Origin of the sequence: Aurantiacibacter xanthus, assembly GCF_003584015.1 — a bacterium.
GTDB lineage: Bacteria > Pseudomonadota > Alphaproteobacteria > Sphingomonadales > Sphingomonadaceae > Alteraurantiacibacter > Alteraurantiacibacter xanthus.
Genome location: NZ_QXFM01000144.1, coordinates 154,480 through 180,275, shown reverse-complemented (window position 1 = coordinate 180,275; position 25,796 = coordinate 154,480). Strand labels below are relative to the sequence as shown.

At 60.3% G+C, this 25,796-nt stretch carries 18 protein-coding genes; 9 read left to right on the top strand and 9 right to left on the bottom strand.

Annotated features, from left to right (window positions below; translation table 11 throughout):
• Positions 1 to 85 precede the first annotated feature (85 nt).
• Positions 86 to 484, top strand: coding sequence for a single-stranded DNA-binding protein (locus D2V17_RS20240; protein ID WP_119594256.1), 399 nt, complete (start codon positions 86 to 88; stop codon positions 482 to 484).
• Between the two features lie 66 nt (positions 485 to 550).
• On the opposite strand, the gene D2V17_RS20235 is transcribed toward D2V17_RS20240, so the two are convergent.
• Positions 551 to 817 carry a DUF6437 family protein gene (locus D2V17_RS20235; protein ID WP_119594941.1) on the bottom strand — a complete coding sequence of 89 codons (267 nt, stop codon included), beginning with the start codon at positions 815 to 817 and terminating at the stop codon, positions 551 to 553.
• A 336-nt stretch (positions 818 to 1,153) separates the two neighbouring features.
• On the opposite strand from D2V17_RS20235, the gene D2V17_RS20230 reads away from it, so the two are divergent.
• The 4 genes from D2V17_RS20230 to mobF all read left to right on the top strand — a co-directional run bounded on the left by D2V17_RS20230 (position 1,154) and on the right by mobF (position 7,677).
• Positions 1,154 to 1,375 (top strand): hypothetical protein, encoded by a 222-nt coding sequence (locus D2V17_RS20230; protein ID WP_119594940.1) that lies wholly within the window; start codon positions 1,154 to 1,156, stop codon positions 1,373 to 1,375.
• A gap of 682 nt (positions 1,376 to 2,057) precedes the next feature.
• Complete coding sequence (locus D2V17_RS20225) at positions 2,058 to 2,387, top strand: hypothetical protein (RefSeq protein ID WP_054525572.1); 330 nt, start codon at positions 2,058 to 2,060, stop codon at positions 2,385 to 2,387.
• Positions 2,377 to 4,722, top strand: a complete 2,346-nt coding sequence (locus D2V17_RS20220) for a type IV secretion system DNA-binding domain-containing protein (RefSeq protein WP_119594939.1) — start codon at positions 2,377 to 2,379, stop codon at positions 4,720 to 4,722. Before D2V17_RS20225 ends, D2V17_RS20220 begins: the two co-directional genes overlap by 11 nt.
• Before the next feature lie 45 nt (positions 4,723 to 4,767).
• Positions 4,768 to 7,677 carry a MobF family relaxase gene (mobF, locus tag D2V17_RS20215; RefSeq protein ID WP_119594938.1) on the top strand — a complete coding sequence of 970 codons (2,910 nt, stop codon included), beginning with the start codon at positions 4,768 to 4,770 and terminating at the stop codon, positions 7,675 to 7,677.
• Between the two features lie 372 nt (positions 7,678 to 8,049).
• Here the strand turns inward: mobF and D2V17_RS20210 are convergent, their stop codons facing one another.
• The 3 genes from D2V17_RS20210 to D2V17_RS20195 form a co-directional block, all read right to left on the bottom strand.
• The gene (locus D2V17_RS20210) at positions 8,050 to 10,743 is read right to left on the bottom strand and encodes an AAA family ATPase (protein WP_245978837.1); all 2,694 of its coding nucleotides are present in this window, start codon (positions 10,741 to 10,743) and stop codon (positions 8,050 to 8,052) included.
• A 451-nt stretch (positions 10,744 to 11,194) separates the two neighbouring features.
• Positions 11,195 to 14,269: an AAA family ATPase gene (locus D2V17_RS20200; protein ID WP_119594937.1), complete on the bottom strand. Its 3,075-nt coding sequence runs from the start codon at positions 14,267 to 14,269 to the stop codon at positions 11,195 to 11,197.
• Complete coding sequence (locus D2V17_RS20195; RefSeq protein ID WP_119594936.1) at positions 14,266 to 15,411, bottom strand: exonuclease SbcCD subunit D; 1,146 nt, start codon at positions 15,409 to 15,411, stop codon at positions 14,266 to 14,268. The genes D2V17_RS20200 and D2V17_RS20195 overlap by 4 nt, the downstream gene beginning before the upstream one ends.
• Positions 15,412 to 15,486: 75 nt before the next feature.
• Here D2V17_RS20195 and D2V17_RS20190 point away from each other — a divergent pair, with 75 nt between their 5' ends.
• Positions 15,487 to 16,260 carry a BrxR family transcriptional regulator gene (locus D2V17_RS20190; RefSeq protein ID WP_147367492.1) on the top strand — a complete coding sequence of 258 codons (774 nt, stop codon included), beginning with the start codon at positions 15,487 to 15,489 and terminating at the stop codon, positions 16,258 to 16,260.
• A gap of 173 nt (positions 16,261 to 16,433) precedes the next feature.
• A complete protein-coding gene (locus D2V17_RS20185; protein ID WP_191229329.1) occupies positions 16,434 to 18,200 on the top strand; it encodes a competence protein CoiA family protein in 1,767 nt (588 codons plus the stop codon).
• A 131-nt stretch (positions 18,201 to 18,331) separates the two neighbouring features.
• Here D2V17_RS20185 and D2V17_RS20180 read toward each other — a convergent pair whose 3' ends face one another.
• The 4 genes from D2V17_RS20180 to D2V17_RS20165 all read right to left on the bottom strand — a co-directional run bounded on the left by D2V17_RS20180 (position 18,332) and on the right by D2V17_RS20165 (position 22,430).
• Positions 18,332 to 20,119: a recombinase family protein gene (locus D2V17_RS20180; RefSeq protein WP_191229328.1), complete on the bottom strand. Its 1,788-nt coding sequence runs from the start codon at positions 20,117 to 20,119 to the stop codon at positions 18,332 to 18,334.
• A 70-nt stretch (positions 20,120 to 20,189) separates the two neighbouring features.
• Positions 20,190 to 21,056 (bottom strand): nucleotidyl transferase AbiEii/AbiGii toxin family protein, encoded by an 867-nt coding sequence (locus tag D2V17_RS20175; protein ID WP_119594932.1) that lies wholly within the window; start codon positions 21,054 to 21,056, stop codon positions 20,190 to 20,192.
• Entirely contained in the window at positions 21,049 to 21,669 is a 621-nt protein-coding gene (locus D2V17_RS20170; protein WP_119594931.1) for a type IV toxin-antitoxin system AbiEi family antitoxin domain-containing protein, read from the bottom strand. The genes D2V17_RS20175 and D2V17_RS20170 overlap by 8 nt, the downstream gene beginning before the upstream one ends.
• 125 nt (positions 21,670 to 21,794) lie before the next feature.
• The gene (locus tag D2V17_RS20165; RefSeq protein ID WP_119594930.1) at positions 21,795 to 22,430 is read right to left on the bottom strand and encodes a LexA family transcriptional regulator; all 636 of its coding nucleotides are present in this window, start codon (positions 22,428 to 22,430) and stop codon (positions 21,795 to 21,797) included.
• Positions 22,431 to 22,540: 110 nt separating this feature from the next.
• Here D2V17_RS20165 and D2V17_RS20160 point away from each other — a divergent pair, with 110 nt between their 5' ends.
• Both D2V17_RS20160 and D2V17_RS20155 read left to right on the top strand, forming a co-directional pair.
• Positions 22,541 to 22,873 carry a hypothetical protein gene (locus tag D2V17_RS20160; protein WP_119594929.1) on the top strand — a complete coding sequence of 111 codons (333 nt, stop codon included), beginning with the start codon at positions 22,541 to 22,543 and terminating at the stop codon, positions 22,871 to 22,873.
• Positions 22,870 to 23,079, top strand: a complete 210-nt coding sequence (locus tag D2V17_RS20155) for a hypothetical protein (protein WP_119594928.1) — start codon at positions 22,870 to 22,872, stop codon at positions 23,077 to 23,079. Before D2V17_RS20160 ends, D2V17_RS20155 begins: the two co-directional genes overlap by 4 nt.
• A gap of 1 nt (position 23,080) precedes the next feature.
• Here D2V17_RS20155 and D2V17_RS20150 read toward each other — a convergent pair whose 3' ends face one another.
• The gene (locus D2V17_RS20150) at positions 23,081 to 25,786 is read right to left on the bottom strand and encodes a conjugal transfer protein TraG N-terminal domain-containing protein (protein ID WP_119594927.1); all 2,706 of its coding nucleotides are present in this window, start codon (positions 25,784 to 25,786) and stop codon (positions 23,081 to 23,083) included.
• Positions 25,787 to 25,796 lie beyond the last annotated feature (10 nt).

Genomic DNA, 25,796 nt, shown 5'->3' with positions numbered 1-25,796 from the left:
GGTGCAGTCCTCCCATGCCCTGCTTCTTCTGGATGTTCGCAAGCCGGAGATGGTCTCCGGTTTGAGGAACTGAAGGACTACTATCATGACCAATATCGCAATCCTCACCGGCCGCATCGCTCGCGATCCGGACACCCGCGAGACCAAGGGCGGCACCAATGTCACCGGGATCACCGTCGTCACCGATCGCCCCGCTCGCGACAAGGACGGCAAGACCTACAAGGACGAGAACGGCTACACCGCCAAGGAAAGCGAGTTCCACCGGGTGACCTGCTTCAACGGCCTCGCCAAGACCGTCGGCCAGTACTGCTCCAAAGGCCAGCTGGTAAGTGTCCAGGGCCGCATCCACTACACCCAGTGGGAGGACAAGGACGGGGTCACGCGCTACGGCACCGAGATCCTCGCCGACAAGGTCGACTTTCTCTCTCGCGGCAACGGGTCGGGTGACGACAACGACAACACCGACGCACCCGAGATCGACTGACATCCATCATCATCAATCCCCATCAGAGGGGCGCTGTCCGGACCGGACAGCGCCTCTCTTTGTGTTCTAACCCGACGATGCCTGGGGCTCGCGAGCGGGGGCAGGGCGGGCAGCTTCCAGCCGCCGCAGGCCTTCTTCTTCGCCCAGCCTGCCGAGCAGTTCTCCGACCTTCCTGATGCCCTTCTTCGAGAAGGTCTCGATACCGGTGCCGAGAAGCATCTGACCCAGTTCAACGGCAGCTTTCTCTTCCAGTTCGCGCTGGCGCTGGTCGAGCGCTTCCCGGTCGGCTTCGAGTTTCTTCAATGCGGTAATCGCGCTACGTTGCGACGGCATATGGGGGTCCTTTCCAAAATCCCCTTGTGGCGGCAGCCTGCACGCATCCTGCTCCGGATACAGGCATGTAGGAAAATGGAATCTGACCCCGCACCAGGAGGAAAGGTGAGAGGGTCCTGGCTCACGGAACTCCCATGCTGACGGAGCTGCAACCACCGCGTCAAGGACGGCGGGGCCCCACGATTTTGCCTCCCCTTCGCTTGCGCTGCGGTCCGACAAAACCGTTACCCCCACCGCCGCTGGCGCGGTCGCCCATGCGGGCGATCCTGTGACCCGGCGGCCGCATCCCCGTCCGCCAACCTCCTGTCGGCTTCCCGGCACAATCAGGAGGATATCATGGCTACACTTGCAACGGTTCAGACCAATTCGAACAGCTACTTCGAGGCACTTGCCACGGCCGAACGGCGGGCAATGCACAGCTTCTTCGACCAGCACGTGATCGAGGACGACGATCTGGGTTACTTCGCACTCGACGAGGGCGACTACAACGCGCTTCCGGCACACCTGGCACACCGCGTGGTGCACACGGTCCACGGAGGGCTACTCGACGAATATTGAAGCGCCGAAGAGGGCGGGGCCGGAAACGGTTCCCGCCCTTTTTTGTGCTCGCCTGCGTTGGCAACGGTCCGAGAAATTGAGCGGGGCTGTGGACGCGCTCTGTCCCGCGCAGCTCGCGCTGCGCTCCTGAGGGCGCGGCCTGATTTGTTTTTGGGCCCCGCACGCATTTGCGCACCGGAACCGGGTCGGACCAGCGCGCGCGGCAGGACCGACAGTCCCCGTTCCTGCCGCTCCACACGTGGTCCTTGGCCGGTCCCTCTTGCGCAGGTGCGATCTCTCTTCGGGAATGGAGACTGAACACTGCCGCTCGCAGGCAAGGGTCAGGTCGAGGGGGTTGCTCACGCTCCCTCGGCAAGGGCGGTCAATGGCCGCTAAGACACAACGGCCAGGGTCACTGGTCACCACCCGCGCACTTGGTTACGACTTGCACACCGGACGCAGCGGGGCTGCCTTTGTTCTTTTAATGTTCTCAATCGGTTGCAGTGCAAATTCGGCATGTGCATCGACCGATTTGACCGCAAATCGCGATTTGGATTCGCAAATTGGCTGCAATTCATCTTCGTCTAAAGCGCTGGAATAGATAGGGAACTTTTCGTTTTCCTACATGGCCTTCGTTATTTACTGTGATCCTCGCCTTCCGCAGGTCGAACCAGGCTTCTTGAGCACAAGGAGCTTGGAAAAAATGCAACGTTACAGGGTCCTCCAGACCTACGTCCCGCCGCTGATTGCGGACTGGATTCTGGAGCAGTCAAACACCCGCGATACAAGCGTGAGCGTGGTCATTCGTGATCACCTGGTCACCGCCTGGAACCGCGACAACGATCATGCAGATCGTCCCGGCGGAAGCGATCCGGCTCGCCAGATGGTGTTCCTCACCACGGCGCTCGATGCGCTGCTGGCGAGCCATCCCGACGACACTCTGCGCAAGCGAACCCATGCCGCTTACCACCGCCGCCTGGCCCAGCTCGGCTTCATTCCTGCGCGTGCGAAGGAGGCCGGCGATGAAGAATAGTATCGTCAACTTCACCCGCGGCACCCAGCTCCTGGGACACTTCGGTTTCATGTTTGCAGCCGGTTTCAAGCTGCCGCTCATCATCTCTGCACTGGTCGTGCTGGGGACCTGCTGGTGGCAGGTCAGCAGCGCGCTCGACGACTACCAGGCCTACCTGCTGTGGATGCATCTCTATACTTCGGGCTACATGTTCATGGAGTTCGATCCGGCCAAGCTCGTGAACCTACGCCTGCCCGATGGCGACATGGTTGCTTTCCCCATGGCGGTGGTCCGGGATTTCCCGCCGATGCGCGAAGCATGGGACCTGTTCTTCGCCACGGTGAAGCAGGCGGTGGTGCTCTCCACGGTGTGCCTTGTGCCGCTCATGGCACTCTTCTGGTGGGTTGCCGAGCACTTCGGTGAGAAGTCCAAAGCCAGGCGCCACCTGCGCGGTGCGCGCCTCGTCTCGCTGCCCGAACTCAAGACCGACATCGCGCGCCACAATCGCGGCAAGCGCGCCCTCGAATATGGCCGTGAGCTGGGTTGGAAATGGCGGCTCGCTGGTCGCAACGCATTGCAGGAAGCGGGGCTCTATGCGCCCGCGCATCTCGCTGGTGTCAGCTACCCGTGGCGGCAGGAACAGGGCCACGCCATGCTCGTCGGCACCACGGGCATGGGCAAGACCGTGGCGCTCTTCGAACTCGTCGACGAGATCAGGCAGAGGGGAGAACGCGCGGTCATCTTCGATCTCACAGGGGCCTTCATCGAGGCCTTCTACGAGCCCGAACGCGACGTCATCCTGAACCCGCTTGATGCCCGCTGTCCGGCCTGGAGCGTGTTCAACGACTGCACCACCAGTTCCGAGTTCCATGCCGCTGCGGAATCGCTCGTACCGCATGACGGCGGCGGAGCAGAGCAGTTCTGGGTGCTCGCAGCACGTACCCTGTTCGTCGAGACCTGCCTCAAGCTCGTCGAGAAGGGCAAGGGCACCAACGCGGCGCTCGCAAGCGACCTGATGAACGCCAATCTCTCCGACCTGCACAAGCTGCTCGAGGATACGATGGCGGGGCCGATGACCGATCCGCAGGCCGCCAAGATGGCGGAATCGGTGCGCGCGGTGTTCAACGTCAATGCCAAGGCGCTGCAATTGCTGCCGACCGAAGGGAAGCCGTTCTCGATCCGTGACTGGGTCAAGGGCGGCGGCATGGAGGGATCGTTCCTGTTCCTCTCGGCGCGCTATGCTGACCTCACCGTCCTATCGCAGATGCTCACGCTTTGGCTCGATACGGCGATCAACACGCTGATGACCGGGCGGACTTCGTCTGACCTCAGACTGTGGTTCCTGATCGACGAGCTGGGCGCGCTGCATCGGCTTCCTTCGCTCGAGAAGGGACTGCAGACCGCACGCAACTACGGCGGCGCGATTGTTACCGGCGTGCATGCCTATGCCAAGCTGAAGGAGGTATATGGAGAGAACATGGCGATGACCCTGTCATCGCTCGCGAAGACCAAACTCATGCTCGGTACCGCTGACCGCGAGACGGCCACCTGGTGCTCGGACACTGTCGGTCACCGCGAGGTGCGCGAGGTCGAAGAGAACCAGAGCTATGGGCACAACAGTGCCCGCGATGCGGTGAGCCTGACCGCCCGCCGCGAGATCGCACCGCTGCTGCTTCCCGACGAGTTCATGGGGCTGAAGAGCCTGGAGGGTTACATCAAGTTTCCTGAAGGGCTTCCAACTGCGCCGATCACGCTTGAGCCGCAGGACTGGCCCCGCGTTGCCGAGGGTTTCATTCCCCGCGAGATACCCAAGCTCGCAAGACCTGCTCCCAAGCCCGGCACCGTTGAACCGCCCGAAGACGACGATAGCGGGCATCATGACGGTGACAGCGACGATTCCGGTGAACGCCGTCGCCGTGACGAGAAGCACCGCGGGCAGCAACTCGATAGCGATCAGGAAAAGCGGCCGAACCGGAGGTCACGGCGCAAACGCGCAAGAGACCGATCGAGTGAGGAAGCGCAGTACAAGGATTTGGCCAACGAACGTGGCAGATCGGGTCGCAGCGAAGACCCCGCCAAGGCGCATGGGCGCGCAGACCAAAAGGGTAATCGGCAACGCGAACTGACGCTTGGCACCGACAAGGATCGGGCACGCGATGAGACCACCAAGGGTCGGTCCGCGAAGAGCGGTGACGACCATGATCCGGACCGCGCCAGGGCGAGCAGAGAAGCGCGCTATCGTGCCGACCAGGAGCGCCGACAGCAGGGTCTGCTTGGTGGTGCCGCGCATGACAGGGACCGCGACAAGCCTGACCGGGACGAACCCGACGTGGGCGATATCGAGCCGGATATCTGATGTGCGGGCACGTGCCAGCAGCGGGCTCGTTGGAGGTCTAGGGCAATGCTCTCAATTGCCAATGTGCGATCGCCCTCTGCTGCCGCCAGCTACTTTGCTGACGATAATTACTATGCCCGGGCCGATGCCGATCGGTCCGGGCAATGGGTCGGCGAAGGCGCGAAATCACTCGGTTTGTCAGGGGTCGTCGAGACCATGCAATTCGATGCCTTGTTGCGCGGTGAGCTCCCCGATGGAACGAGCGTCGGCAATCCCGGTCAGGCGCATCGGCCGGGCACGGATCTAACCTTCTCGCTGCCCAAGAGCTGGTCGCTGCTGGCGTTGGTCGGCAAGGACGAGCGGATCGTTGCTGCCTACCGCGAGGCGGTGACCGAGGCGCTCAAATGGGCCGAAAAGAATGCTGCTGAAACGCGCCTTGTCGAACGCGGCAAGGTCAAGACCGTGGCCACCGGCAATCTCGCCATCGGCCTCTTCCAGCACGACACCAACCGCAACCAGGAGCCCAACCTGCATTTCCACGCGGTCGTCGCCAATGTGACACGAGGGTCCGATGGCAAGTGGCGCACGCTCAAGAACGACAAGCTCTTTGCGCTCGGCACTCTCCTCAATTCCATGGCGATGGCGCGCTTCCGGATTGCGGTCGAGAAGCTCGGCTACGAGCCCGGACCGGTCGGCAAGCACGGAAATTTCGAGGCCCGCGGGATTACGCGCGAGCAGGTGATGGTCTTCTCATCGCGGCGGAAGGAAGTGCTTGAAGCGCGCCGTGGTCCGGGGCTGGAAGCAGGCAAGATCGCGGCCCTTGCCACGCGTTCGCCCAAGCAGCCAATCGAGGATCGCACGGTCCTGGGCGAGCAATGGCAGGCGGCTGCGCAGACTGTCGGTCTCGATCTTCCGCGACTGGTCGATACCGCAAAGACAAGGGCCAGCGAGCGCGAAGCTGCCGATGCAAAAGTGCCCAATCTGGTCGAGCGGGGCCTGGCGCTGCTCAAGGACTTTGCCGAACGCATCAAAGGGAAAGAACGCGATCCGCTGGTTCCCGACCATGTCCTCAAGCGGGGGCCTCAGGAGATTGCGGCGGCCCAAGCCGTGGCATTTGCCGTGCGCCACCTGTCGCAGCGCGAGGCGGGGTTTGCGCGCGAAGACCTGTACAAGGCAGCGCTCGATTTTGGCCTTCCCACGACCATCGGGCATGTCGAGAAAGCGGTGCGCTCGCTGGTTCGTTCGGGGCAGTTGTTGCGGGGCAAGGGCAAGCACAAGGGCTGGCTGGCCAGCCGCGAAGAAGTCGAGCGCGAGGCGCGCATCCTCGCTTGGGCAAATGCAGGCAAGGGCGCGGTCGAACCCATCCTCACCGAGCGTCACGCCGACGCCAGTGTCCAGGCATCGGCTCTTATCAATCAGGGCTTCAAGCTGAACGAAGGCCAGCTCGGCGCAGCTCGGCTTATCCTGACTTCGCGCGATCGCACTGTGGCTGTGCAGGGCGTTGCCGGTGCGGGCAAGTCGAGCGTGCTCAAACCTGTCGCCGATGTGCTGCGCGAAGAAGGTCACAAGGTGCTCGGTCTCTCGGTGCAGAACACGCTGGTGCAGATGCTCGAACGCGACACGGGAATTGAGGCGCAGACCCTCGCAAGCTTCCTCAAGCGCTGGGGACCGATCAGCGAGGGGGAGGGACGGTCAGGTCTTGATCGTGAGGCGAGCAAGGAACTGGGCGGCAGTGTTCTTATCGTCGACGAGGCCTCGATGGTCTCGAATGCCGACAAGGAGCAGCTTGTCCGCATCGCCAATCGCGGCGGTGCCCAGCGGCTTGTCCTGATGGGCGATCGCAAGCAACTGGGTGCGGTTGATGCCGGCAAGCCTTTCGACCTCCTGCAACAGGGAGGAATTGCGCAGGCCCAAATGAACACCAATTTGCGCGGACGCGATCCGCTCCTGCGCGAGGCACAGGCGGCTGCGCAGGCGGGACTGGTTCGCACGGCACTCGACCACCTCAAGGGCAACACGGTCGAAGCCAAGGGCGATGGAGCGATAGTCGCTGCTGAGCGCTGGCTGTCGCTATCGCCGGAAGAAAGGGAGAGGACCGCGATCTATGCCTCGGGACGGAAGATCCGTGCCGCCGTCAACCAGGCTGTCCAGACCGGCCTTGCCGCCAATGGTGAGATCGGCCCGGAGAAGCTCCAGCTCGACGTCCTCGACCGTGCCAATCTCACGCGGGAGGAGCTGCGCTACCTTGCCGCCTACAAACCTGGTATGGTTCTCGAGGTTGCAAAACTCGAGCGCGCGCTTGGTCTCAAGCGGGGCGAATATACTGTGCGCAAGGTGGATGACCGGAAGGTCTCCGTCGAACTCGAGGACAGGCAGGGCAAGCTGCACCAGCTCAAGCCGTCGCGCATCGGCCGAATGGGAAAGGACGACAACCTGGCCCTGTTCGACCGGCGCAAGCTCGAGATCCACCAGGGCGATCGCATTCGCTGGACCAGGAACAATCATCGGCGCGGGCTTTTCAATGCCGACCGGGCGCGCGTTGTTCAGATCGACGGCGACCGCATCACTGTCGAGACTACCAAGGGTGTGGAGCACAGGCTCGGCAAAGACGATCCGATGCTGAAGCGCCTTGATCTTGCCTACGCGCTCAATGCCCACATGGCGCAGGGCCTCACATCAGACCGCGGCATTGCCGTGATGGACAGCCGCGAGCGCAACCTTGCCAACCAGAAGACATTCTTGGTCACCGTCACACGCCTTCGCGATCACCTGACGCTGGTGGCTGACAGCGCCACAAGGCTCGGTGCCGCCGTCTCGAAGAACAAGGGGGAGAAATCATCGGCTCTCGAGGTGACCAAGCGCTTGACGGCGGCTGCTCAGGCGGGGACGCGTAAGGCGATGGCTGAAAAAGACCCCAAGGTTTCCGAACAGGAACTCACCAAGGAGCGCAGTCGATCAATGGACTTTGGAATTTGAGGGAATGCGCGGCCTGGACTGACGGCTTTGCGCCCTCATCTAAGTCGTTCAACCCCTCTGACCGTTTTCCCGAGAGCGGACATCGTATCTACCATTGTCGAACGGCAGCAATGGGGGACTGTCCGGACAGGCAGCTTCTGGGAGAGCAGATTGGGATGGCGGACGCTCCCCACGGCGAGCTAGCAAGTCAGCTTCGCGCCTCAATTGAAGCCATTTCGAAGCGTGAACGCGATCCCCAAAGTAGTCGCAACCCCTTTGTAGGTGAGCTCGCCTAGGTAGCCCGTTCCGCTAAGCTCGACGAGATCCGATCCGAACAGCCCCAGACTTGTCGAGCTCAGGGCGAACACGAACGAACGCATCAAGTTTATCTGGCTATTTTTTTGGTTTCATCTGCGGTCTCGCTGCCTCCGCTACCTGACTTTCAGTCTTAAGGTCCTCGACGAGTTTCTCCAGCGCCGAGATGTCTGCCAAGAATTCATCTGGCTTGGGGACAGGGACCGTGTCCGCAGCCGGATTGTCGTGACTGTGCGTATTGGCTTTCGTCATTCCCTCATGGAATCGAATGGCGAGCGCGTCAGACAACGTCACATAGCGCAACAGCTGCGTCTGTATAACGTCGGTGCCGCGGCGCACGATGTCGCGGAAGATCACCTCCTCGACCGCGCGTTCGTACGTGTCGCGCAAACGCCCATAGAGGTGCTTGACCTTGTATTCATATTCGGCCGGACTGGTCGCGAGCAGTTTGGGCAGCGGCGCGAAGTCGTTCTTGATCTTGCCGATGCGCTTGGCGACGTTGAGGCCTTTCCAGACCATGCCTGCAGGGTCAATCTTGCCCGCCGCGTCCTTGTCGCCGAACAGCGCAATCGTCACTGGCTCGATGCCCCGATTTTCGGCTGCAGTGCACAGCTCATTGAAGAAGATGATGTCATGGGTGAACACGATCACCTGGCGCTCACAGGCCTCTTCGGCGAGCCGTTCGGCAACCCGCGCACTGCGATCACGGTCGAGCGAGGACACCGGATCGTCGACGACGATCGGGCCGGAGCCATCGGTTAGCGCCACTTCGGTGAGAAACCCCGCCAGCGCGAGTGCTCGCTGTTCGCCTTCACTGAGAATTTCCGAGGTCACCTTCGTGAGCTTGGTTTGCGGATCGATTTCGAATTCTGCCTTGGTCTGGCCACTTTTGCGCGAAAGACCGACTTTCAAGTGCATGATGTCGAACCGCTCGCGCTCGGCGTCAAACTGAGTGATAACCGCCGAGGTCAGATGCGTGTCGACCAGTTCGTTCGCGCGTTGCGTGATGCCCCTGGTTTGCACTTCGCCAAGCGCTTTGTCGTAGGCGGCGTCGGTGACCAGCAGATCGCGCCGCGTGACGAGTTTTGCGCGATTGGCGGCGAGGATTTTCTTGTCCTCCAGTTCGGCCTTCTCGCTGGTCAGTTTGTCGCGCTCATCAGCCTCGCCAGCCTTCGCGAGCGACTCCTTCTCATCGCGCAGCTTCTGCCCCAGCGCCTTCAATTCGATATGCGGAGAGGTGAACGCCGGAACGGGTACGCTGTCCTCGCCCGCCAGTCTTGCGGCGGCATCAGTTCGCCGCTGGATCACAGCGGCCTGGAAACTCGCGACGGCGTCGGCGAGATCGGCATCACGCTGCCGGACCTGTTCGACCCGATCGGTAAATCCTTCTGCGCGCAATTGCGTCAGCGGCGCGAGCGCCGCAGCGGCATCCTCGCGCGCCTTCTCCGCCTTGGTGGCGGCGACATCGAGCGTGTCGTCCATATATTTCTGGAAGCGCTGCATCCGCTGCGCGCCATCATCGAGCAGCGGTTGCTGGCACAGCACGCAGGCCGCCGGGCTGGTACCGCTGGCCAAGACCGGAAAGTCCGAACCGACATAGGCTTCGCTCACCGAATAGTCGCGCGCCGCGTTCCACAGCGCCCGCCAGGTTTCGCAACCCACTCCCGGCAGCGGTTCGTCGGTGAACAGCGCGCCCGCCGACAACTGGGCCGTCTTGCGCGCGGTTACGGCGGTTTCGCGTAGGTTGGTGAAGGTCGCCAGCGAAGCGTCCGCATAGGCGGTCGCCGCTGTCTCGCATTCGCTGGCGATCGCGTCGACCCATCCGATGAGCGCATTGAGATCGGCGACAGCCGAGGCGCCGGCCGAGAGGACCGCGATGATCTCGTCGAGGCGCTCCTGATCGCTAGGCGCAAATGTCGCCGCCTCGTCGATCTTGGCATCGTTGGTAGTCTTGGTTAGCATTCGGTCGAACGTCTGCGCCTTGGTGTTGCGTTGCAGCGGAAAAGCAATGGCGGTCAGGCTGACCTTGTTGCCGACTGCCGTCGCCCGTTCGGCATCGATACGCTCCTTCAGCTTGAGGCATACCGCGTTGAGCCGGTGTGGCAGGGCGAGGCCGAAGGGCAGATAGCGGATCTGGTTGCCGCCATCGACATAGAGCTGCGCCGATAAAGTATCGAACACCGCAACTTGCATGAGCTCGGGCCGGGCGGTCATGCCGCTCGTCCACGCAATCGGAGCGTCTCCGCTGCCCTCATCGATGATGATGTCGGCGGCTTGCGGCCCCGTACTGCCGCCATAGACGTCGGAGAGTACCTTGAGCTTATCCGCCTTTTCCACCCGGGTTCGGCAAGCGGTCCGCAGGATTCGCACGAAACCACTTTTGCCGCTGCCGTTGCGGCCGTAGATGACCGTCAGCGCAGTTGGACAAAAAGCGAGCCCCGCCTTCGGGACAAGCCGGTTGACGTTTTCAACATTGGCGATGCCCTTGAGCACCACGGGTTTCTGCTTGCCCCCGCCGAAATGCGCCTTCACGAAGGGCTCTGGCGTGGCAGCTGGGTTTGCGAGGTTGAACCCTGCCGCTTGCTTGATCATTGCCAGCAGTTCGTCGAGATCGCCGTCGGTCAAATCGGTGCTTATTGCGAGCCGGCGCAAGGTGTCTTGCCGCCACGGGGCAAGTTTCTTCGACCAATCCTCGATGTCGTCTATCGGCTCCGTCGCCATCTTCCCCTCGCTTCTTCCAATGATGCCTTGCCCGCGCTTACGCTTGGGCATGCCTCTCTTCGTGTCCTGACGCAGCCTGGCACCTGCCAGCAATCGTGTCCGCCGCGTATTCTTTCCAAAATGGACTATTCATTTGTATTGGTAGACCCACTCTTCCTGCCCTGCCGCTATTGTTCGATATTTGTTCTATGCATCGCGGAACTGATGCCGGTTCTGTATGTGAGGCTCTAGCGCAGCCTTGCTGAATAGAGTTTCCTCACAACTCGATTTATAAAAGAGTTCAGTCCTTCACCGGCCCGCGCAAGATCCACCAATTGGTTGAAGTTTATCGACCCGACTGAGGAAGATGTATATCGGTAAACTGCTCCGGTTTTGAATTGAATGTCGATTTGACCTTCAGAAATCTCAAAGGCTCGAACGCCTGAATCATTATCCCAATCTCGATAAGGTTCCATCATTCACCTTTATTTCAGTTGTATAATAATTGACGGATATTGGGCAATCAGCCTAGCCGAGCCTCGATCTGGCTGCCATTTACACCCTTACGCACGGTGAAGCCGTTGGGGACTGCCTGCTGGACCAACGGCACATGAGAAATCAGTCCTACGGCGCGTCGCTCACCTACGATGTTCTGGAGGACCTGCAGGACCTGATCCAGCGTGCCAGCGTCATTTTCCGTGTCGAGGCTGCCAAAGCCCTCGTCGATGAAAATCGTATCCAGCCTTATGGCTCCATTGGTCATTTCCACGATGTCAGAAAGCCCCAAAGCCAGCGACAGGGCTGCAATGAAGGTTTCGCCGCCAGACAGGGTAATGATTTCGCGGGCCCGACCAGTCTCGATGTCGTGAACCCGCACGTCGAGACCCCGCTTCGACCGCCCACCGACACTGACGGTGTCGCGTTCGAAACGATATCGACCACCAGTCATGGGATCGAGCCTCAGATTTGCGGCTTCAAGAACCTGATCAAACATCGCGCCAATGGCAAAGGTCTCAAGGGTAGTGCGTAGCTCGTTCTGCCCGTCAAAGGCTTCGGCCAGACCGCGCAGCGAGCCAGAACTTTGCTCGAGATTCTGCAGATTCTTCAATTCATCAGCCAGGCTCGTTTGCAGATCGACAAGCGATTGATGCTTCTGCCTTGCTCCAGCACTGTTCCTTGCAGCCTCATCGGCTGCTGCCTGCGCTTGAGCACAGTTGAGACGAAATGGCTCCAGGCTGGGCCGCTGGGCGCTACCAACGGCATTCCTTGCTGCTGACAGTCGCCCCCGCGCTCCCGCCAGTTCCTTGTCGAATTTGGCAATCGCCTCCTCCAGCTCTCCAATCAATTCGATGTCGGGAATGGCAGAGCGATAGACCGCCTCGGAGATGTCGAGTTCGACGAGGCGACTCTCAAATCCGGCCTGCTTTCTCGCGACGTCGTCCGCGCAGTCCTTGAGCGAGACCTGCGCGCTCTGCTTGGCCGCTTCGGCTTTGATCTGCGCGGCTTGGTCACTCTGTTGTTGCGCGATTGCGTCGGCGATCGCCTTCTTGCGCAGATCAAGTTCACCAGTCGTGGCTTCAATCGCGGCCCGCAGCGCAGCAGGGGCCCGCAACTCCTCCGGGACCGACGCGATGCGGTCCGCATAAGCCTGGCGGGCAACGGCTTCGGCAGTCGTTGTTTCGCTCAGAGCGGAATTGGCCTGCTGGAGCTTGGTGGTTGTCGTAAGCTTTCGCTCACGCAGTTCCTCAACTTCCTTCGCGAGAAGCGTGACATCGGCAATTTCACCGAGTTCCTCGATTGCCTCGACAGCCAGCCGATAGTCAGTGTCGATCTCGTCCATGCCGCGCCGGGGCACCGGAAGATCGGAAATTGTTGCCCGGCGCGCCTCCAGGGTTGCTGTTGCCGAACTGACGCGTGATTGCGCCTCGCGATCAAGCTTTGCCGCCGCGATGGAAGCGGACTGGGCGCCTCGCCACGCCTTCTCAAGCAGCGCTGCATCGCCTGCCCCTTGAGCTGGCTGGGGATGATCGGCGGCACCGCAAACCGGGCAGGGCATACCATCTTCCAGTCGCTCAGCGAGGATGCTGGCTTGCGCAGAAATGAATTCATGCTCGCGTGCGGTTTCATCTTCCTCCGCACTACGATGGCGGGCTTGCGCATCCAAAGCGGCTGTCGAGGCTGCTTCGAAATCGGCCTGTGCCTGTTCCGCGGCCTCGCTTGCACGAAGATGGGCACCTGCACTGTCCAGTTCACGCTTCAGCTTGTCTCGCTCACCGATCAATCGCTGCCGCTCGACGGTGTTCCTCTGTGCAACCGCGTGTGAGTAAGACTTCTCATCGAAGCTCTGCTCGGCCTTCTGATGGTCGGAAGCTGCTTGCTCATGCGCCTGCTTGGCTCCGTTCAGCGCACTGAGGGCATTTTCATGCTGCCTGTGCCGCTCTGAAGAATCGACCAGAACCTGCTTGTGCCGATCCAGTTCATCGATCTTCCGGGCCAGGCCATCGAGTTCGTGCTCGCGGGACCGGAGATCATCCAGTTTCACAGTAGCCGCCAATGCAGCGTCGCGTGCCCGCGTTGCCTCTCCCGCGGCTTTGGCCAGTGCAGTTTCGGCTGCGGCATGGCGCGAGCGAGCGTCAGCAAGGCTGTTATCGAGATCTGCCATCCGGCGCGCCAGCTCGGCCCTGGATTTGCGGCCACGCATGGTCTCGAATTCGGTGATTTCGCCATCGAGCACCTTCAAGGCTGCATCTGCTGCGTCCACCTCGCCAAACAATCTCTCCTGGGCCTGGGCTGCAGCAAATGCGCTGTTCGCAGCGTTGAGTGCCGCAGTTGTTTCAGCCACAGTCAGTCGGCTCAATTCATATCGATCGAGTGCTGACGCGATGCCGGTGCCGAGTTCATCTGAGCTGGCAAAGCCTTCGGCTTGGAGCCGCTGCCCGTTCAATCGATAGCCATCCTCGATCTCGCGCCGGACGTTCGCAGCATCTGCCTTGAGCTTCTCCGTGAGCCTCCGGTAGAGTGATACGTCAAACAGTTCGCGCAGGATTTCGAGCCGGTCCTTACTGTTCGAGACCAGGAATCGCTCGAACCGGCCCTGAGGCAGCAGAACAATCTGGCGAAACTGCTGCGCGCCATAGCCAAGCAGCTCTTCAATATGCCTCACAACATCGCTGACTTTGCGTTCGGCGATCGGGGTGCCGCAACAATCCGGACTGACATCGTCGACAGCGATTTCCGACACGTCGAACAGCCATGCCGCATGTGCCTGCATAGTCTGTCCTTCCCCTCGGCTCTTGGGGCGAGCCTGATCGGGGATGCGCCGGACGAAATATCGTTTGTCACCGAGTTCGAATTGCAGGCTGACCTCGGTCAGTAGTGCCTCCGGTGCGAAATCCGAGCGCATCGTGCCAATGCCCTGCTCTTCTTTCGCGCCTTCGCCAAACAGGGCAAAGGCGATCGCGCTGAAGATCGACGACTTACCCGATCCGGTTGGTCCATAGATTCCGAAGAGACCGGCGTCCGTGGCTTCGCGAAAATCGATGGTCTCGACCCCGCCGTAAGGGCCGAAAGCGCTGATGGTCAGTTTGATCGGCCTCACTGCCCTTCCTCCGTTGTTTCGAACTCATGAAGGGCGGAGGCGACAATCCCTGTCTCCGTCTCTGACAGCGCATCACCGCGGACGAACTCGAGGAAAGTCGAAGCCAGTGTTTGTGGATCGTTGATTGCCGCGCGCTGTTCTTCGAGGCGCTGTGCGACGGGCCGCTCATTGCGTTCATAAGCGAGCTGGACCGCATTCGGGTAGAACTCCCGGATCCTTTTCATTGGGTCGATCTGCGGTGTCTCATCGGTCAGAACGACACGAACGAGATCGTGGGAAACCCCGGTTGCTGCCAGCAGTTCCAGAAGCTTGCCGCGGATGGATCGCACTTGCCGCAGCGGTTTAATGGGTATCACCGCCACCTCGACGCTGCCGTCAGGCGCGAGATCGATCAGACTGACGGACTTTTCCTGACCTTCTTCGTCAAAACCGAAGGCCAGTGGTGCGCCGCAATAGCGGACATGATCCTGCCCCACCGATTGCGGGCGGTGCAGGTGTCCGAGCGCAACATAATGCGCGCCGTCGAATGCGCTCGCCGATACCGTTTCGATCCCACCAACCGTCCGCACCAGAGGACGCTCGCTTTCGCTCGTCGCTGCGCCATCGACGAATGCATGGGCAACGACGACCCAGCGCATATCGTCGCTGACGTGCTTGCGCGCACTCGCAATCTGAGCGCGGATGACATCGGCAGGACAGGCAATTCCGTCGTCTTCGAAGCACAGTCGCGCCGAATATTCGAATGCGAAAGGCAACGCTGAGATCGCCACCGGACCATGGGCGTCAGAGATGATCAACGGCCTTTCGTCTTCATCCAATGGCCCTCGCACGATTGCCTCACCGTCGTTTGCGAGAACGCCCATTGCTCCGATCTGCGCAGCGGAATCATGGTTGCCTGCGATCAGGACGATGGCGGCGTCGGAGGTTGCTCGTACCGTGGTCAGGAATTCGGAAAGCCGTCTGATCGCGCCTTGGGGTGGGTTGGCCCGGTCGAAAATGTCGCCCGCGACGATCACGACGTCCGGACGATGATCATCGATGATCGACAGGATTTGGACGAGGACGTGGTCGTGGTCTTCCTCCAGGCTCAGGCCATGGAACTGACGGCCCAAATGCCAATCACTCGTGTGCAAGATGCGCATTTAACGGTCCTCGAGTCTCTATATGTATAAAATTTATATAGACAGTGAGGGGCGAGTCAAGTAGCGTCCGACGGGATGAATGGTTCTGCACTCAAACCGGCGATGCTCGCCCGACTGGTCTATCTCGACCAATGCCTGACGTGGCGCGGGCAAGTGAACCGTAAGGACCTGATAGAGCGCTTCGGTATTTCCTCCCCTCAGGCCGCGATCGATTTCAGGGAGTATCTGGAGCGGGTCGCGGAGCCGAAGCCGAGCTATGACACGGTCCGCAAATGCTATGTGGCTGATCGCGAACATGTTGGATTGCCGATCCCTCACGACACCGGCTCGCCCGATGAGCTAATTGCTGGCGCTGCCGAGGACGAGTTCTCGCGCTTGCCGTCGCCGGTGCGGCAGTGTCCGCCTCTCATCATGCGCCAGCTCTATCAAGCAATCGAGCAGCGGTTGAAGATCGAACTCGACTATGTTTCGATGTCGAGCGGGCTCCGCCTGAACCAATGGATCGCCCCCGCTCATTTTGCATCGGACGGTGAGCGATTGCATGTCCGGGCCTGGAGTTTTCATCACCAGGGCTGGCGCGACTATCTTCCTGTCCGGGTTCTACCGGAAAGCAGCTTTTCTGCCGCGCCGATCGACGAAGAGCTTCCGCGGGATGCTGATTGGGAAGACCTGATTGAGATACGCCTCAGGCCGCTGAGCGGCCTGTCGGACGCGCAGAAGGCCGCTGTCCGACTGGAATACGGCTTCACAGAGGATGCCCTGAGCTTTCAGGTTCGAAAGTCGCTGGAGTTTTACATCGAGCGGCGTTGGGGCCTCAACCGACCGGGAGCGCGATTGGAACGATGTTAGATTCTGGCGGATGCGAACGTCAGTTTGGAGGTGATCATGGCAGAAAGCGCAACCATCGATCTGCGTGAATGGATCAAGGTCCATGCCGTCAGATCGACGGGAATGGTGGCGGAAAATTGACAGACGCAAGGCGACCTTGTGCCTCGACATGGCAAAGGTCTGGCGACCTGCGAGTGCCCTTTGCCCGATGCAATGACGGCGTCGCACGTCACGTCGATAAAATCACCGGCAAGTCAATGGGGCCGTTTCGCTGTCTCGATTGTGATGAACTCCTGCAGCTGAGAATTTCGATCAGGGCGCGACCACATTTTGCGCATTTGCCGGATTCCCGCTGCGCAGGAGAAACGGCACTGCATGTCTATGCCAAGGAGCTGCTGCAACGGGAACAAGAACTCACCTTCACACCGCTCGTGTTGCGGAAGGAAGGCCTCGAGGAAGTTGTGTTCGAAGGTGGTCGGTTCAAGCTTGATAACGTCATCATTGAGGTGGATCGATCAGGGTTTCGACCGGACGCAATCGTTGCGTTATCCAGCAAGGAATTTGCCGTCGAGTTCAAGGTTGCCCACGCTGTTGACGATGCGAAACAGGAGAAGGTCGCCGCCGACGATATTCCCATGATAGAAATTGACCTCAACTCCCTAAGGTTTCGGCAGATCAGCATGGAGGAATTGGACGATGCAATCCTTCATAGTGCTGATCGCAAGTGGATACACCATCCCGAACGCGCTAATGGACAGGCCCGTCTAGAAAGCCGGGTCGCTGCCAAGAAAGCGGAGCGCGGTCGGCGCCTCAAGTTCCATATCGAACGCAAGCCGCGTGGCAACGTCGACTACGACTACCATCGGGAGTCACTGGCAGCGCTCGAAGATGCCGGTCTGCTCGACGCGATCGGCATACCGGTGGATTGCCAACACTGGTTCTGTGTCGGCCTGCCGGTTTGGCAAGCAGCTGTGCTGGCCACGTGTATTGTTGCGCCTTCACGGACTTACACTCCGGGGGCGAGGATCAAAGTCTGTGGCGACTGGCCGGACTACCAAGGCTATGCCAACCGTTTGCCCGACTGGATGATCCGCAAAGATCTGAGCCCTTATCATTGGAAGAGGCTGGAAGAAGCGGGTTACTCGACATCCAGCTTCGGCAACGCGGATCACGCGGTTTTTTACTACTTGGCTCACCTTGCCGCCACGCAAGAAATCGTAGCGTGGGACCGGGATGAAGAGGCCTTCTTTGTCACGTCGGAGTTGCACGGCCGGGTGTACAGACTTCACGAACTGGGCTGGAAAATCCGCCGAGTGCTTGAAGCCGCAGGCGCCCCCGACCCCAATGAGGTCAAGGCGCGGTGGCTGCACAAATACAATGTCGATGGCGCATCGCCAGCGGAAATCGCCAGCACCGGAGGTGCCACATACGATCTACTTCTGTCGAGGGTAGATGCACTCGTGCGAATGGCGGACTCATACTATAACCCGGTTGTCGTTGACGACTTATGTGGACTCCCACTTGAGCCGATGCGTCAGAAGCGCTTGACGGAAATTGAAGAGCAGAACGCAAAACTGGCGCAAGCGAAAGCAGTGGCTGCGTTGGCACGCCTAAGTGATCTTGAGAACTCTGCGCGCGAAGGTCTTGGGCCCGATGCCAGGGCTTGGCTTAGCCAGAACGTGGCGGACCCAGCCCAACCGATCAGAGAATGGGCGAGCGAAACCGACGGCAACCTGGCTCAGGCATTCTCCTTCCTTCGTAAGGCAATTCGAGAGAGGAACGCTCGGTTGGCAGCAGCTGACGCCGTCCAGAACTATCAACGCCAACTCGAAGAAGCTGCCAGGAAAGCCTATCCTGACAAGACACGAGCCGGCCTCTTTGTCAGTTCTTGGCGTGCAAAATGTGACAGCCCGTCGGCGCTGCGGTCAATTCTTGAGAAGCTGCCCAAGACCCGGAGGTAAAGGGCGAAAGCCTCCCCGAGCCGGAGCCGCTTCGCTATCTCCGGCTACCCTTCTGCGACGGGCAGGATCGTATGCTGAACGGCAGCTATTGAGAATAACGATATGGAAAGCCGACTGACCGCAAACGGCCCCTAATTTGACGCGCTCGGCCACATCCCGCGACCGAACAGATTGCGAGGATCGATTGCACGCTCGGGAGCTGGAAACCCGTAGAGCTTGCGCTGGACCGCCCAATCGGTCGGCACGTTGGAATTCAGCAACACCTTCCTGTTGAGGCCGGGCGGCTGCGTGCCATCGAAAACCGCGGTGATGATATCCGGGGCAAGATAATTCAGCCGAACCAAACGTGCGAACTGCGCCGTGCGACAACCCTGGATCTTTGCCAGCGCGTCGAGGTCGAGTTCGCGGTTCTCTTCAACGAGCCGTTGCGCTTTTCGGGCGCTGCGAATGAGATCCACAAGCTTCTTGTCGGGCGTCCCCGTGCACGAAGCTTGTCGCGGTTTAATATGCAGGGATGGCCAACGCTCCGCAGTTACCGCTCTTACCGCGACAACATGGTCGTAGCGCGCATCGCTGCACGACCAGTTCGATGGACGCCCGCGGAAGCTCATTTCGCTCTTCCACTCGAGATAGCGACGTACCTCGAGCATACGAAACTCGATTGAGACTTGGTCCTCGCCAAGCTCCACACGATGCGCGATTGCCCTGAAAAGCTCATGCAGATTTGGCTTCGCGGTCGCCATCAGCCGGTCGGAGGCTGCAGGCCCTTTCTCGGCCAATGTTTCCAGGTTTTCGCCGAACAGACCCAGCCCTTTGAGCGCCTTTCTTAGCTTGACCCGGTCGCACAAAAATTCGGCGACTGCCGCCAATACTACCGCATCGAGCTCGTCGGCACTTGAACGATACTGCCGAAGAAACATCTTCTGCGACCAGATGGCGTTGCTTGAAACGTAGGTCTTGTATAACTTGCCCCAATGCCATTTCAGGTCGAGCCGCATATGGCGTCCGAGATCGTCCCAAAGCAGGCCCGCGAGAAAGTGGTCAGTATCTCGATTGTTCGGCTTACGCTTCTTGCGCTCATTACAGATCGCTTGCGCCTCCTCCCAGATTTCGCGCGATATGAGCGCCTCGTGCTCGCCTGGATAGGTGCGATCATGTCCTCGAATTTCGCCGACATACATGGGATTCTGAACGATACCGTAGACGGTACTGGGTGACATCGGCGTTCCCCCGCGCGGCTTGCCCCGCGGCGAATACTTGACCGAGCTGCAAAGACCCCGTTCGCGAACGGCCGTCATGACGCGAGTGTATCGTCGTGTCCGCAGAAACTCGTCGAAGATAAACCGGACAATCTCAGCTTCTGGCTCGTCGACCTTCAATCCCTCAGGTGTGGCAACATAGCCGAACGGCGGCAAACCACCGTGCATCTTCCCGTGCCGCTTTCGCGTACGGATGCTGTCGCGCACCCTTTCCGCGATAAGCTCGCGTTCGAATTGGGAGAAGGTAAGCAGCACATTGAGGATCATCCGGCCCATGCTGTCAGAAGTATCGAAAGCCTGTGAAATGGAGACCAGAGCGATGTTGCGGCGATCGAATATCTCGATCATCCGGACGAAATCGGCGAGGCTACGGGTCAGCCGGTCGATTTTGTATACCACGACAATGTCGATCTCTCCTGCTTCGATGTCCTGCATAAGCTGCGAGAGCGCAGGGCGATCCATTCCGCTCCCCGAGTGGCCGCCATCGTCGTATCGGTTGGGCAGCTCGACCCAACCCTTGTACTGCTGACTCTTGACATAGGCGCTACTGATTTCGCGCTGCGTAACCAGTGAATTGACATCATGCTCGAGGCGCTGGTTAGTGCTTTTGCGTGTGTAAATGGCGCATCGCTTCAACGGTGCGATAGCTTCGATATCCATGGCCATACTCCGAAATTTCTTCGAAAATATCGCCCTATTGTGGTCGGCGGAGAAGACCTAGGCTTCGCCATCATGAAGCCCGAGTGAGGCGCTCGCATGCAGGACCGATCAGTGCCCATATGGCATCAACGACCTCCAGCAGTTCGACATTCTCGAGCTCGATCGAGGCTGCATAGGCGTTCCACTGTCGCTGCTTGTTCGCATCATTTGCCATCTCCGGCGTAAGGCCGGCAGGTCGTTCAGTGGGGATGGCTGTTTCCCGCCGCCCGAAAGTGGCGGCCAGGGCGGCATCGAGTTCTTCGTCGCGGACATTGATTGATCTTGGGATTGCCCACAGATCGTAGAAGTCCTTCATGCGTCCGTTTGCAATTCCGAGCACGACGATCGCCTGGAACTTCTCCGCGATGACTGTTGCGGGAGGATAGGCCCGAATGTTTGGCGCTGGCAGATCGAGCAGCGTTGGATAGTCCAGCTGGCGTGTGGGGTCCGCCATCGCGTCGCCGAAACCGATGTCGATAGTTATGGGGATGCGCGTTTTCTCGAGATAGGCGACTGTCTTCAGCCGAGTTCCGCCATACTCCATCTCCTCGCGGATTGCCGTCGCCGAGAGATTGTCGACATCGAAGACAAGTCCGTCGTCTACAGCAACGCTCATGATTTCCTGGAAATCTGCCACAAGCCGGTCGGCATCCGCATCGCCATGGCCGAGGAAATCGGCATCGCGCGTGACCCGGTTGTCGTCGTCGAGCCAGACGGTGACGAGCATCCCGCCCTTGAGCACGAAACGATCGCGATGCGCGGAAAGCGACAGCCGATAGAGCAGCCGCTCAAGCGCGAAGCGCACCAGCACGACATCGAACACCTTGCCTTCCGCCCGTGCCAGGTTGAGCAGCCGATCCTTGACCGACTTGGCGAGGTTGACCGGTTGCTTAGCCATTGGAGGTGAGGGCTTCGAGATAGGGTTGCATCTTCTTCCAGGCTCCGCCCTCGACGGCCGCTTGGGCTATTTCGCCGGGCCGAACCTTGCGCTGTTCGATCGCGGCGCGAAGGCCTTCGATTGCGACCGAGCGGTCCACGAGCTTCGGGTTCCGGAAGATGTCCGTGAGCGTCTTTGGCACGGAATAAATGGGCACGGATATCCCGGCGATCTGGTGGTGCTCGATCCCTTGCTGGAGGTATTTGTCGCTGAAGCGAACGGTGCGGATTGGCGGATAGGACAGGGTCGGCGACCAGTCCTGGTTTCCGATCGCGACCCAGATGCGGCGCGGCATCTGGTCGGTGAGGCCGTGAAAGGCGAGCGCCGAGAGCATAGCAATGACGCCCTTGGGGATCTTCTTTGCTATTTCCGCAAGGGCCTGGTCTGCGTCGTTATCAGCATCGGCGTATTGATAGAGGCCGCGCGATATTCTCTCGATCTCGCCGTCTTCGACCGCCCGGGCAATGGTCTGAGGAGCGACACCTGCCTTGCGCAGGTCGCGCGCGCGCAGGATGGGCTGCGCGCCAAACAGTTCGCGCAGGGTGTCGCGCTGTGTTTTCTGCACTTCGGGCATCGTGTGACATTTCCTCAAACTAGAATTCATATTATCTGAGGAATTGTCACATAGCACTGGACTACGTTGGATCGCAAGCTCACAGTCCCTTCCGAACCCATGGCCTGGTCTGTCGACCGCAAAGGTCAGAGCGCTCGCCCAAACCAGATAACCCGTCCGACGACGTGTATTTCAGAACGATCCATGTCGTTCCAGGTCGGATAGGCCGGATTGTCGCTGGCGACGGTGATCTGCTTCGCTCCTGGCTTGATGGCGATGCGTTTGACGGCCAGCACATCGTCGGTGCGCAGAACATAGATGCCATCGCGCAGTCGGGCGCCATGATCCGATGCATCGACGAGGACTTCGTCGCCGTCGCTCAGGGTAGGCTCCATGGAATCCCCAAGGACACGCACGATCGACAGGCTAGCGCTCTTGGCGGGCGTCAGTGCGCGCAGCCAGCGTTCATCGAAGCCGAACCTTGTGTAGGCATTTTCGCTCGCTGCAATCGCCCCGAACCCGGCCGAGGCCTGCACATCGAGAATGGGAATTTCGACCATGCCGTCGTTGTCGCTCTTTTCCGGGCCACCGAGCACATGCTCGTCGACGCCCAGAAAGGAGGCGAGCATGCGGCGATCCTCCGGTTCAAGCGTCTTGGGCGAACCGCGCTTGATGAACTGCTGGATGTAGCTGGGGTTGCGACCGAGCATCCGCGAGATCGCAGCATAACCGCTTCCCCGCTCACGCAGGAGCCGGTCGAGCTCTTGTCGGACATGTTCCATCGTCTCGTGCCTTCGTTCTGGATCGTAGGATTCTTCCTAGACCTGAGGATGTCTTCCTACTAAGAACATAACAAGAACACAAGTGATTCTTGAGCTGATGCGAGTTGTGGATGACCCTCCTGGAACGGATCGAAAACCATCTGAGAGATAACGACATTTCGGCGACCACGTTCGGAAGGGAGGCAGTCGGCGATCCACGTTTCGTGCTGGATCTCAGGAATGGCCGCAATCCGCGCCGCAAAACCGTGTTGCGGCTGGAAGCCTACCTGTCTGATCGTGGCGCCAACGCGTGTGCCGGCCAGTGTGGGAGCGACCGCATCATGGACGGGTGTGCCAGTGAGCAATTCAAATATCGGGCCAATTCGGCTATGGTAGAAAGGCTCGAAACTGGAGCGTCCCGGAGGGGAGGCTACTCTGGATCTGGCGAAGGAGACAATCGATGACCAATCCTGAAAACTCCCCGCCGCCATCCAAGGAAGACTGGCAGGGTTTTCGCGAGCTCGATCGAGCCATCGCCGAAAACCGTCTTACAGAATACACTTTCAAGAAGGCGTGGGCTGACCGGTGGGAGCGATATGCATTGATCGCTACCGGTGTCCTCTTCGTTGCGTTCGCTGTCTTTGTCGTGATCTACGACGGATTGCTCTGACCTACCACTCCTTGATCTCGTCGGCCGCTTCCGCGCTTGCTCCCCGCGCATTGCGTGTGCGCCCGTCGAGATAATCGCCAACGCTATCGACCCTTTCGCCGCCACGGCTTTGCACACGGTCCACAGCACGGCCGATATCTTCTCTTGCAGTTGAAGGGCCCGACAGGGTTCCTGGCACCGATCCCAATCGCACAGACCCGCGGACGTCACCTCTGCTGCCGACTCCCGGCCGCGAGACTGGTGCGGCAGCGGGCAGGGACAGTTCGCTCTCGATATCGTCATGAAGCCGGTCGGCGTAGCTGGCGACAAAGCGCGCCTGCAGTTGCTGTCCGGCTGGGCTCATCTGGAATGCGATGTCGTCAAATCGCACGGGACCGTAGTAGTCGCGATTGGCCTCGATCTCCGCCATTCCCCATTCGCGATAGGCCTGGCTGAGATTGAGCGTGCCCGCAGCATTGGCGCTCTCGTACCAACTGGCCTGATCTTCGAGACGGTTGGCGAGTTCTTCGGCGCGACGCGCTTCAATCGTGTAGCTCTGGGCCTCGGTGAGAGAGGTGTTGAGACCCGAGGCGGTTGTCGAAACGAGGCTTTCGGAACTGGAACTGGTCTCCCGCAAGAAGCCCTCGCGCGTGCTCGACCAGTTGTTGCTCTCGGAAATCTGGCGCAGCGTCGAGAGCAGCCGTGACCGATCCTCCGAAGCAATCCCGATATCGCTGTCGGTCCAACTTTGGTTGCGACCACCGCGCAGACCCAGATCACCCCTGAAGGTCCGGCCCTGGCGTCTGGCGCCGACACCTGCATCACCATTGAGGAACCACGACACGGTGATGTCGTCCGAGGCCCGCCGCGACAGCCCGAACTGCTGCTGCAGCGTGCGCGAGGCATTGTCGATCTCGCTGAAGGTGGTGCCGATGCTGTCGCTTGACGAGGTCCCGCTGACGGTTTCGTTCGACTGACCGGTCGAATAGGCATCGCGCAGCTCGAAGAAGCGGGTGATGGCCGAGCTCGTCGATTGCTGCGCGAGGTTGGAATAGGTTTCGCTCTGGCTGCGGCTCTGCCCGGCAATGGTCGAGAGCCTGCTCGAGAAGTCCGATCCCAGAGTCGGGGAGAAAGGATAGCTCGAGGTCGGGACATGCGCGAACTCGGCATCGGGAAAGCCCGTGGTCTGCGTGCCGCTGTCGCCGAAGCTGCGCGTCTGGCCCGCGCCGTAGGTGATATTGGGCGCAAAATTGCCCTGTGCGAATTGCCGCGAGAAGACGGACGAATTCTCAAGGTTGGTGTTGCCGAGCGAGATGTTCCCCGTGCTCGCCTCGCGCGCGGCTTCCTCGGCGGCGTTCTGGCTCGGATTGAGGTAGGAGGTCGCCTGGCCCGAGATCGCCATGGCGCCGCGTGCAACACCGCCCGCAAGGAACGGAATTGACGCAACGAGGTAGCCGGCAAGCACGCCGATATCGGAGTTTACATCGGACATGCCCGCGAATGTCGCGAGGCTGAGGCCGGTATCGCCGCCAGCTGCAGCCACATCGCTCGCTCCCTTGAACATGAGGATCATGTGGAGGATCACGAAGAGTGGCCCCCAGGCGGCAAGGTAGAAGAAGCCGGTAACATAACCTCGCAAGGCAATCGGCCCGGTCCGCGGCATGAGGAAGAGCGGGAAGAGCACCGGGAAAAGCGCGTAGAAGATGACCGTCAGCACGACATTGAGGATTGGCACCCATTTCATGGAATTGTACGCGATCGAGGCATAGGTGCGCTCGGTCTGGATATCGGCGCGAGTCTGGGCGAAGACATCGATGCTGCCCATGCCGCTCGCTCCGGCAAAGCCGTGCATCGCCTGGTTCATGGCGTTGATCGAGAGCACCTGGCGGAAGATGTCGCTGGCGTTGCTCGAAACGCCCGAGAGGTAGCTGTAGGCGATCGGCAGGTCGGCAAAGAGCTTGGCGCGCGCGAGCGCCTCGGTCTGGCGCGGATAGAGCTGGCGGCCGAAGGCAGTGCCCATGTCGTCGATCAGGTTCGCCCATTGTCCGCCAAGCGTGTTGTAGGCGTCGCGGCAGGTGGTGACTGCCGAAGTGACCTCGCCAGTGTTGACGTCGCGGATGAGGAAGCGCTGCGCGCGCGCTTCGCTGCCAGGGCCGATGGTCGCCCAGATATCGGCGCTCTCGGCAAGCTCCTGCATCGAATAGCGACCAAGCAGGACGTCGTAGAACACACATTGCTTGAAATGCTCGTCGAGATTGGCGGCGAATTCGGGATCGGAGATGCGCAAGCCCCGGGTCGCCTCCAGAAGCCGCGCGCCATAGATCATCCCGTTCTTCGAGTAGTTGAGATCGTCGGGCAGGCCGAATACCAGTTCGGCCGAGCGGGTGAGATAGTCGCCAGCCTGGCTGGTGAAACTTGCCATCAGCGCAAGTCCGAGCGGGACATTGGCCACCGTTGCCGGTGCAAGGCTCGGATTGACGCGGTCAGTAACATGGACGTCCATGCGCGGAACCATCAGGCACATGTAGATGAGCGTTGCGCCAAGGAACCAGTTCACCCAGGCGCGCCAGTCCTGGTTGAAGGCGAGCACGATGACGCCAAGCGCCATGCCCATCACGAGCGCCACCTGGATCAGACTCTTGTAGCCGCCCGCGCCGGTCCATGCGGCGACCGCGTTGAAGACGTTGACGAGATATTCGCCGCCGCCAACCGTGTAGACTTCGACCATGGGATTACCT

What these genes read in the sequence shown, in the direction of transcription:
- D2V17_RS20220 (WP_119594939.1), top strand. Translation starts at nt 2,377, where the DNA reads ATGAAGAATAGTATCGTCAACTTCACCCGCGGCACCCAGCTCCTGGGA.
- D2V17_RS20155 (WP_119594928.1), top strand. Translation starts at nt 22,870, where the DNA reads ATGACCAATCCTGAAAACTCCCCGCCGCCATCCAAGGAAGACTGGCAG.
- D2V17_RS20195 (WP_119594936.1), bottom strand. Translation starts at nt 15,411, where the DNA reads ATGCGCATCTTGCACACGAGTGATTGGCATTTGGGCCGTCAGTTCCAT.
- D2V17_RS20190 (WP_147367492.1), top strand. Translation starts at nt 15,487, where the DNA reads ATGAATGGTTCTGCACTCAAACCGGCGATGCTCGCCCGACTGGTCTAT.
- D2V17_RS20230 (WP_119594940.1), top strand. Translation starts at nt 1,154, where the DNA reads ATGGCTACACTTGCAACGGTTCAGACCAATTCGAACAGCTACTTCGAG.
- D2V17_RS20210 (WP_245978837.1), bottom strand. Translation starts at nt 10,743, where the DNA reads ATGCCCAAGCGTAAGCGCGGGCAAGGCATCATTGGAAGAAGCGAGGGG.
- D2V17_RS20175 (WP_119594932.1), bottom strand. Translation starts at nt 21,056, where the DNA reads ATGGCTAAGCAACCGGTCAACCTCGCCAAGTCGGTCAAGGATCGGCTG.
- D2V17_RS20165 (WP_119594930.1), bottom strand. Translation starts at nt 22,430, where the DNA reads ATGGAACATGTCCGACAAGAGCTCGACCGGCTCCTGCGTGAGCGGGGA.
- D2V17_RS20170 (WP_119594931.1), bottom strand. Translation starts at nt 21,669, where the DNA reads ATGCCCGAAGTGCAGAAAACACAGCGCGACACCCTGCGCGAACTGTTT.
- D2V17_RS20240 (WP_119594256.1), top strand. Translation starts at nt 86, where the DNA reads ATGACCAATATCGCAATCCTCACCGGCCGCATCGCTCGCGATCCGGAC.
- D2V17_RS20235 (WP_119594941.1), bottom strand. Translation starts at nt 817, where the DNA reads ATGCCGTCGCAACGTAGCGCGATTACCGCATTGAAGAAACTCGAAGCC.
- D2V17_RS20150 (WP_119594927.1), bottom strand. Translation starts at nt 25,786, where the DNA reads ATGGTCGAAGTCTACACGGTTGGCGGCGGCGAATATCTCGTCAACGTC.
- D2V17_RS20180 (WP_191229328.1), bottom strand. Translation starts at nt 20,119, where the DNA reads ATGGATATCGAAGCTATCGCACCGTTGAAGCGATGCGCCATTTACACA.
- D2V17_RS20160 (WP_119594929.1), top strand. Translation starts at nt 22,541, where the DNA reads ATGACCCTCCTGGAACGGATCGAAAACCATCTGAGAGATAACGACATT.
- D2V17_RS20225 (WP_054525572.1), top strand. Translation starts at nt 2,058, where the DNA reads ATGCAACGTTACAGGGTCCTCCAGACCTACGTCCCGCCGCTGATTGCG.
- mobF (WP_119594938.1), top strand. Translation starts at nt 4,768, where the DNA reads ATGCTCTCAATTGCCAATGTGCGATCGCCCTCTGCTGCCGCCAGCTAC.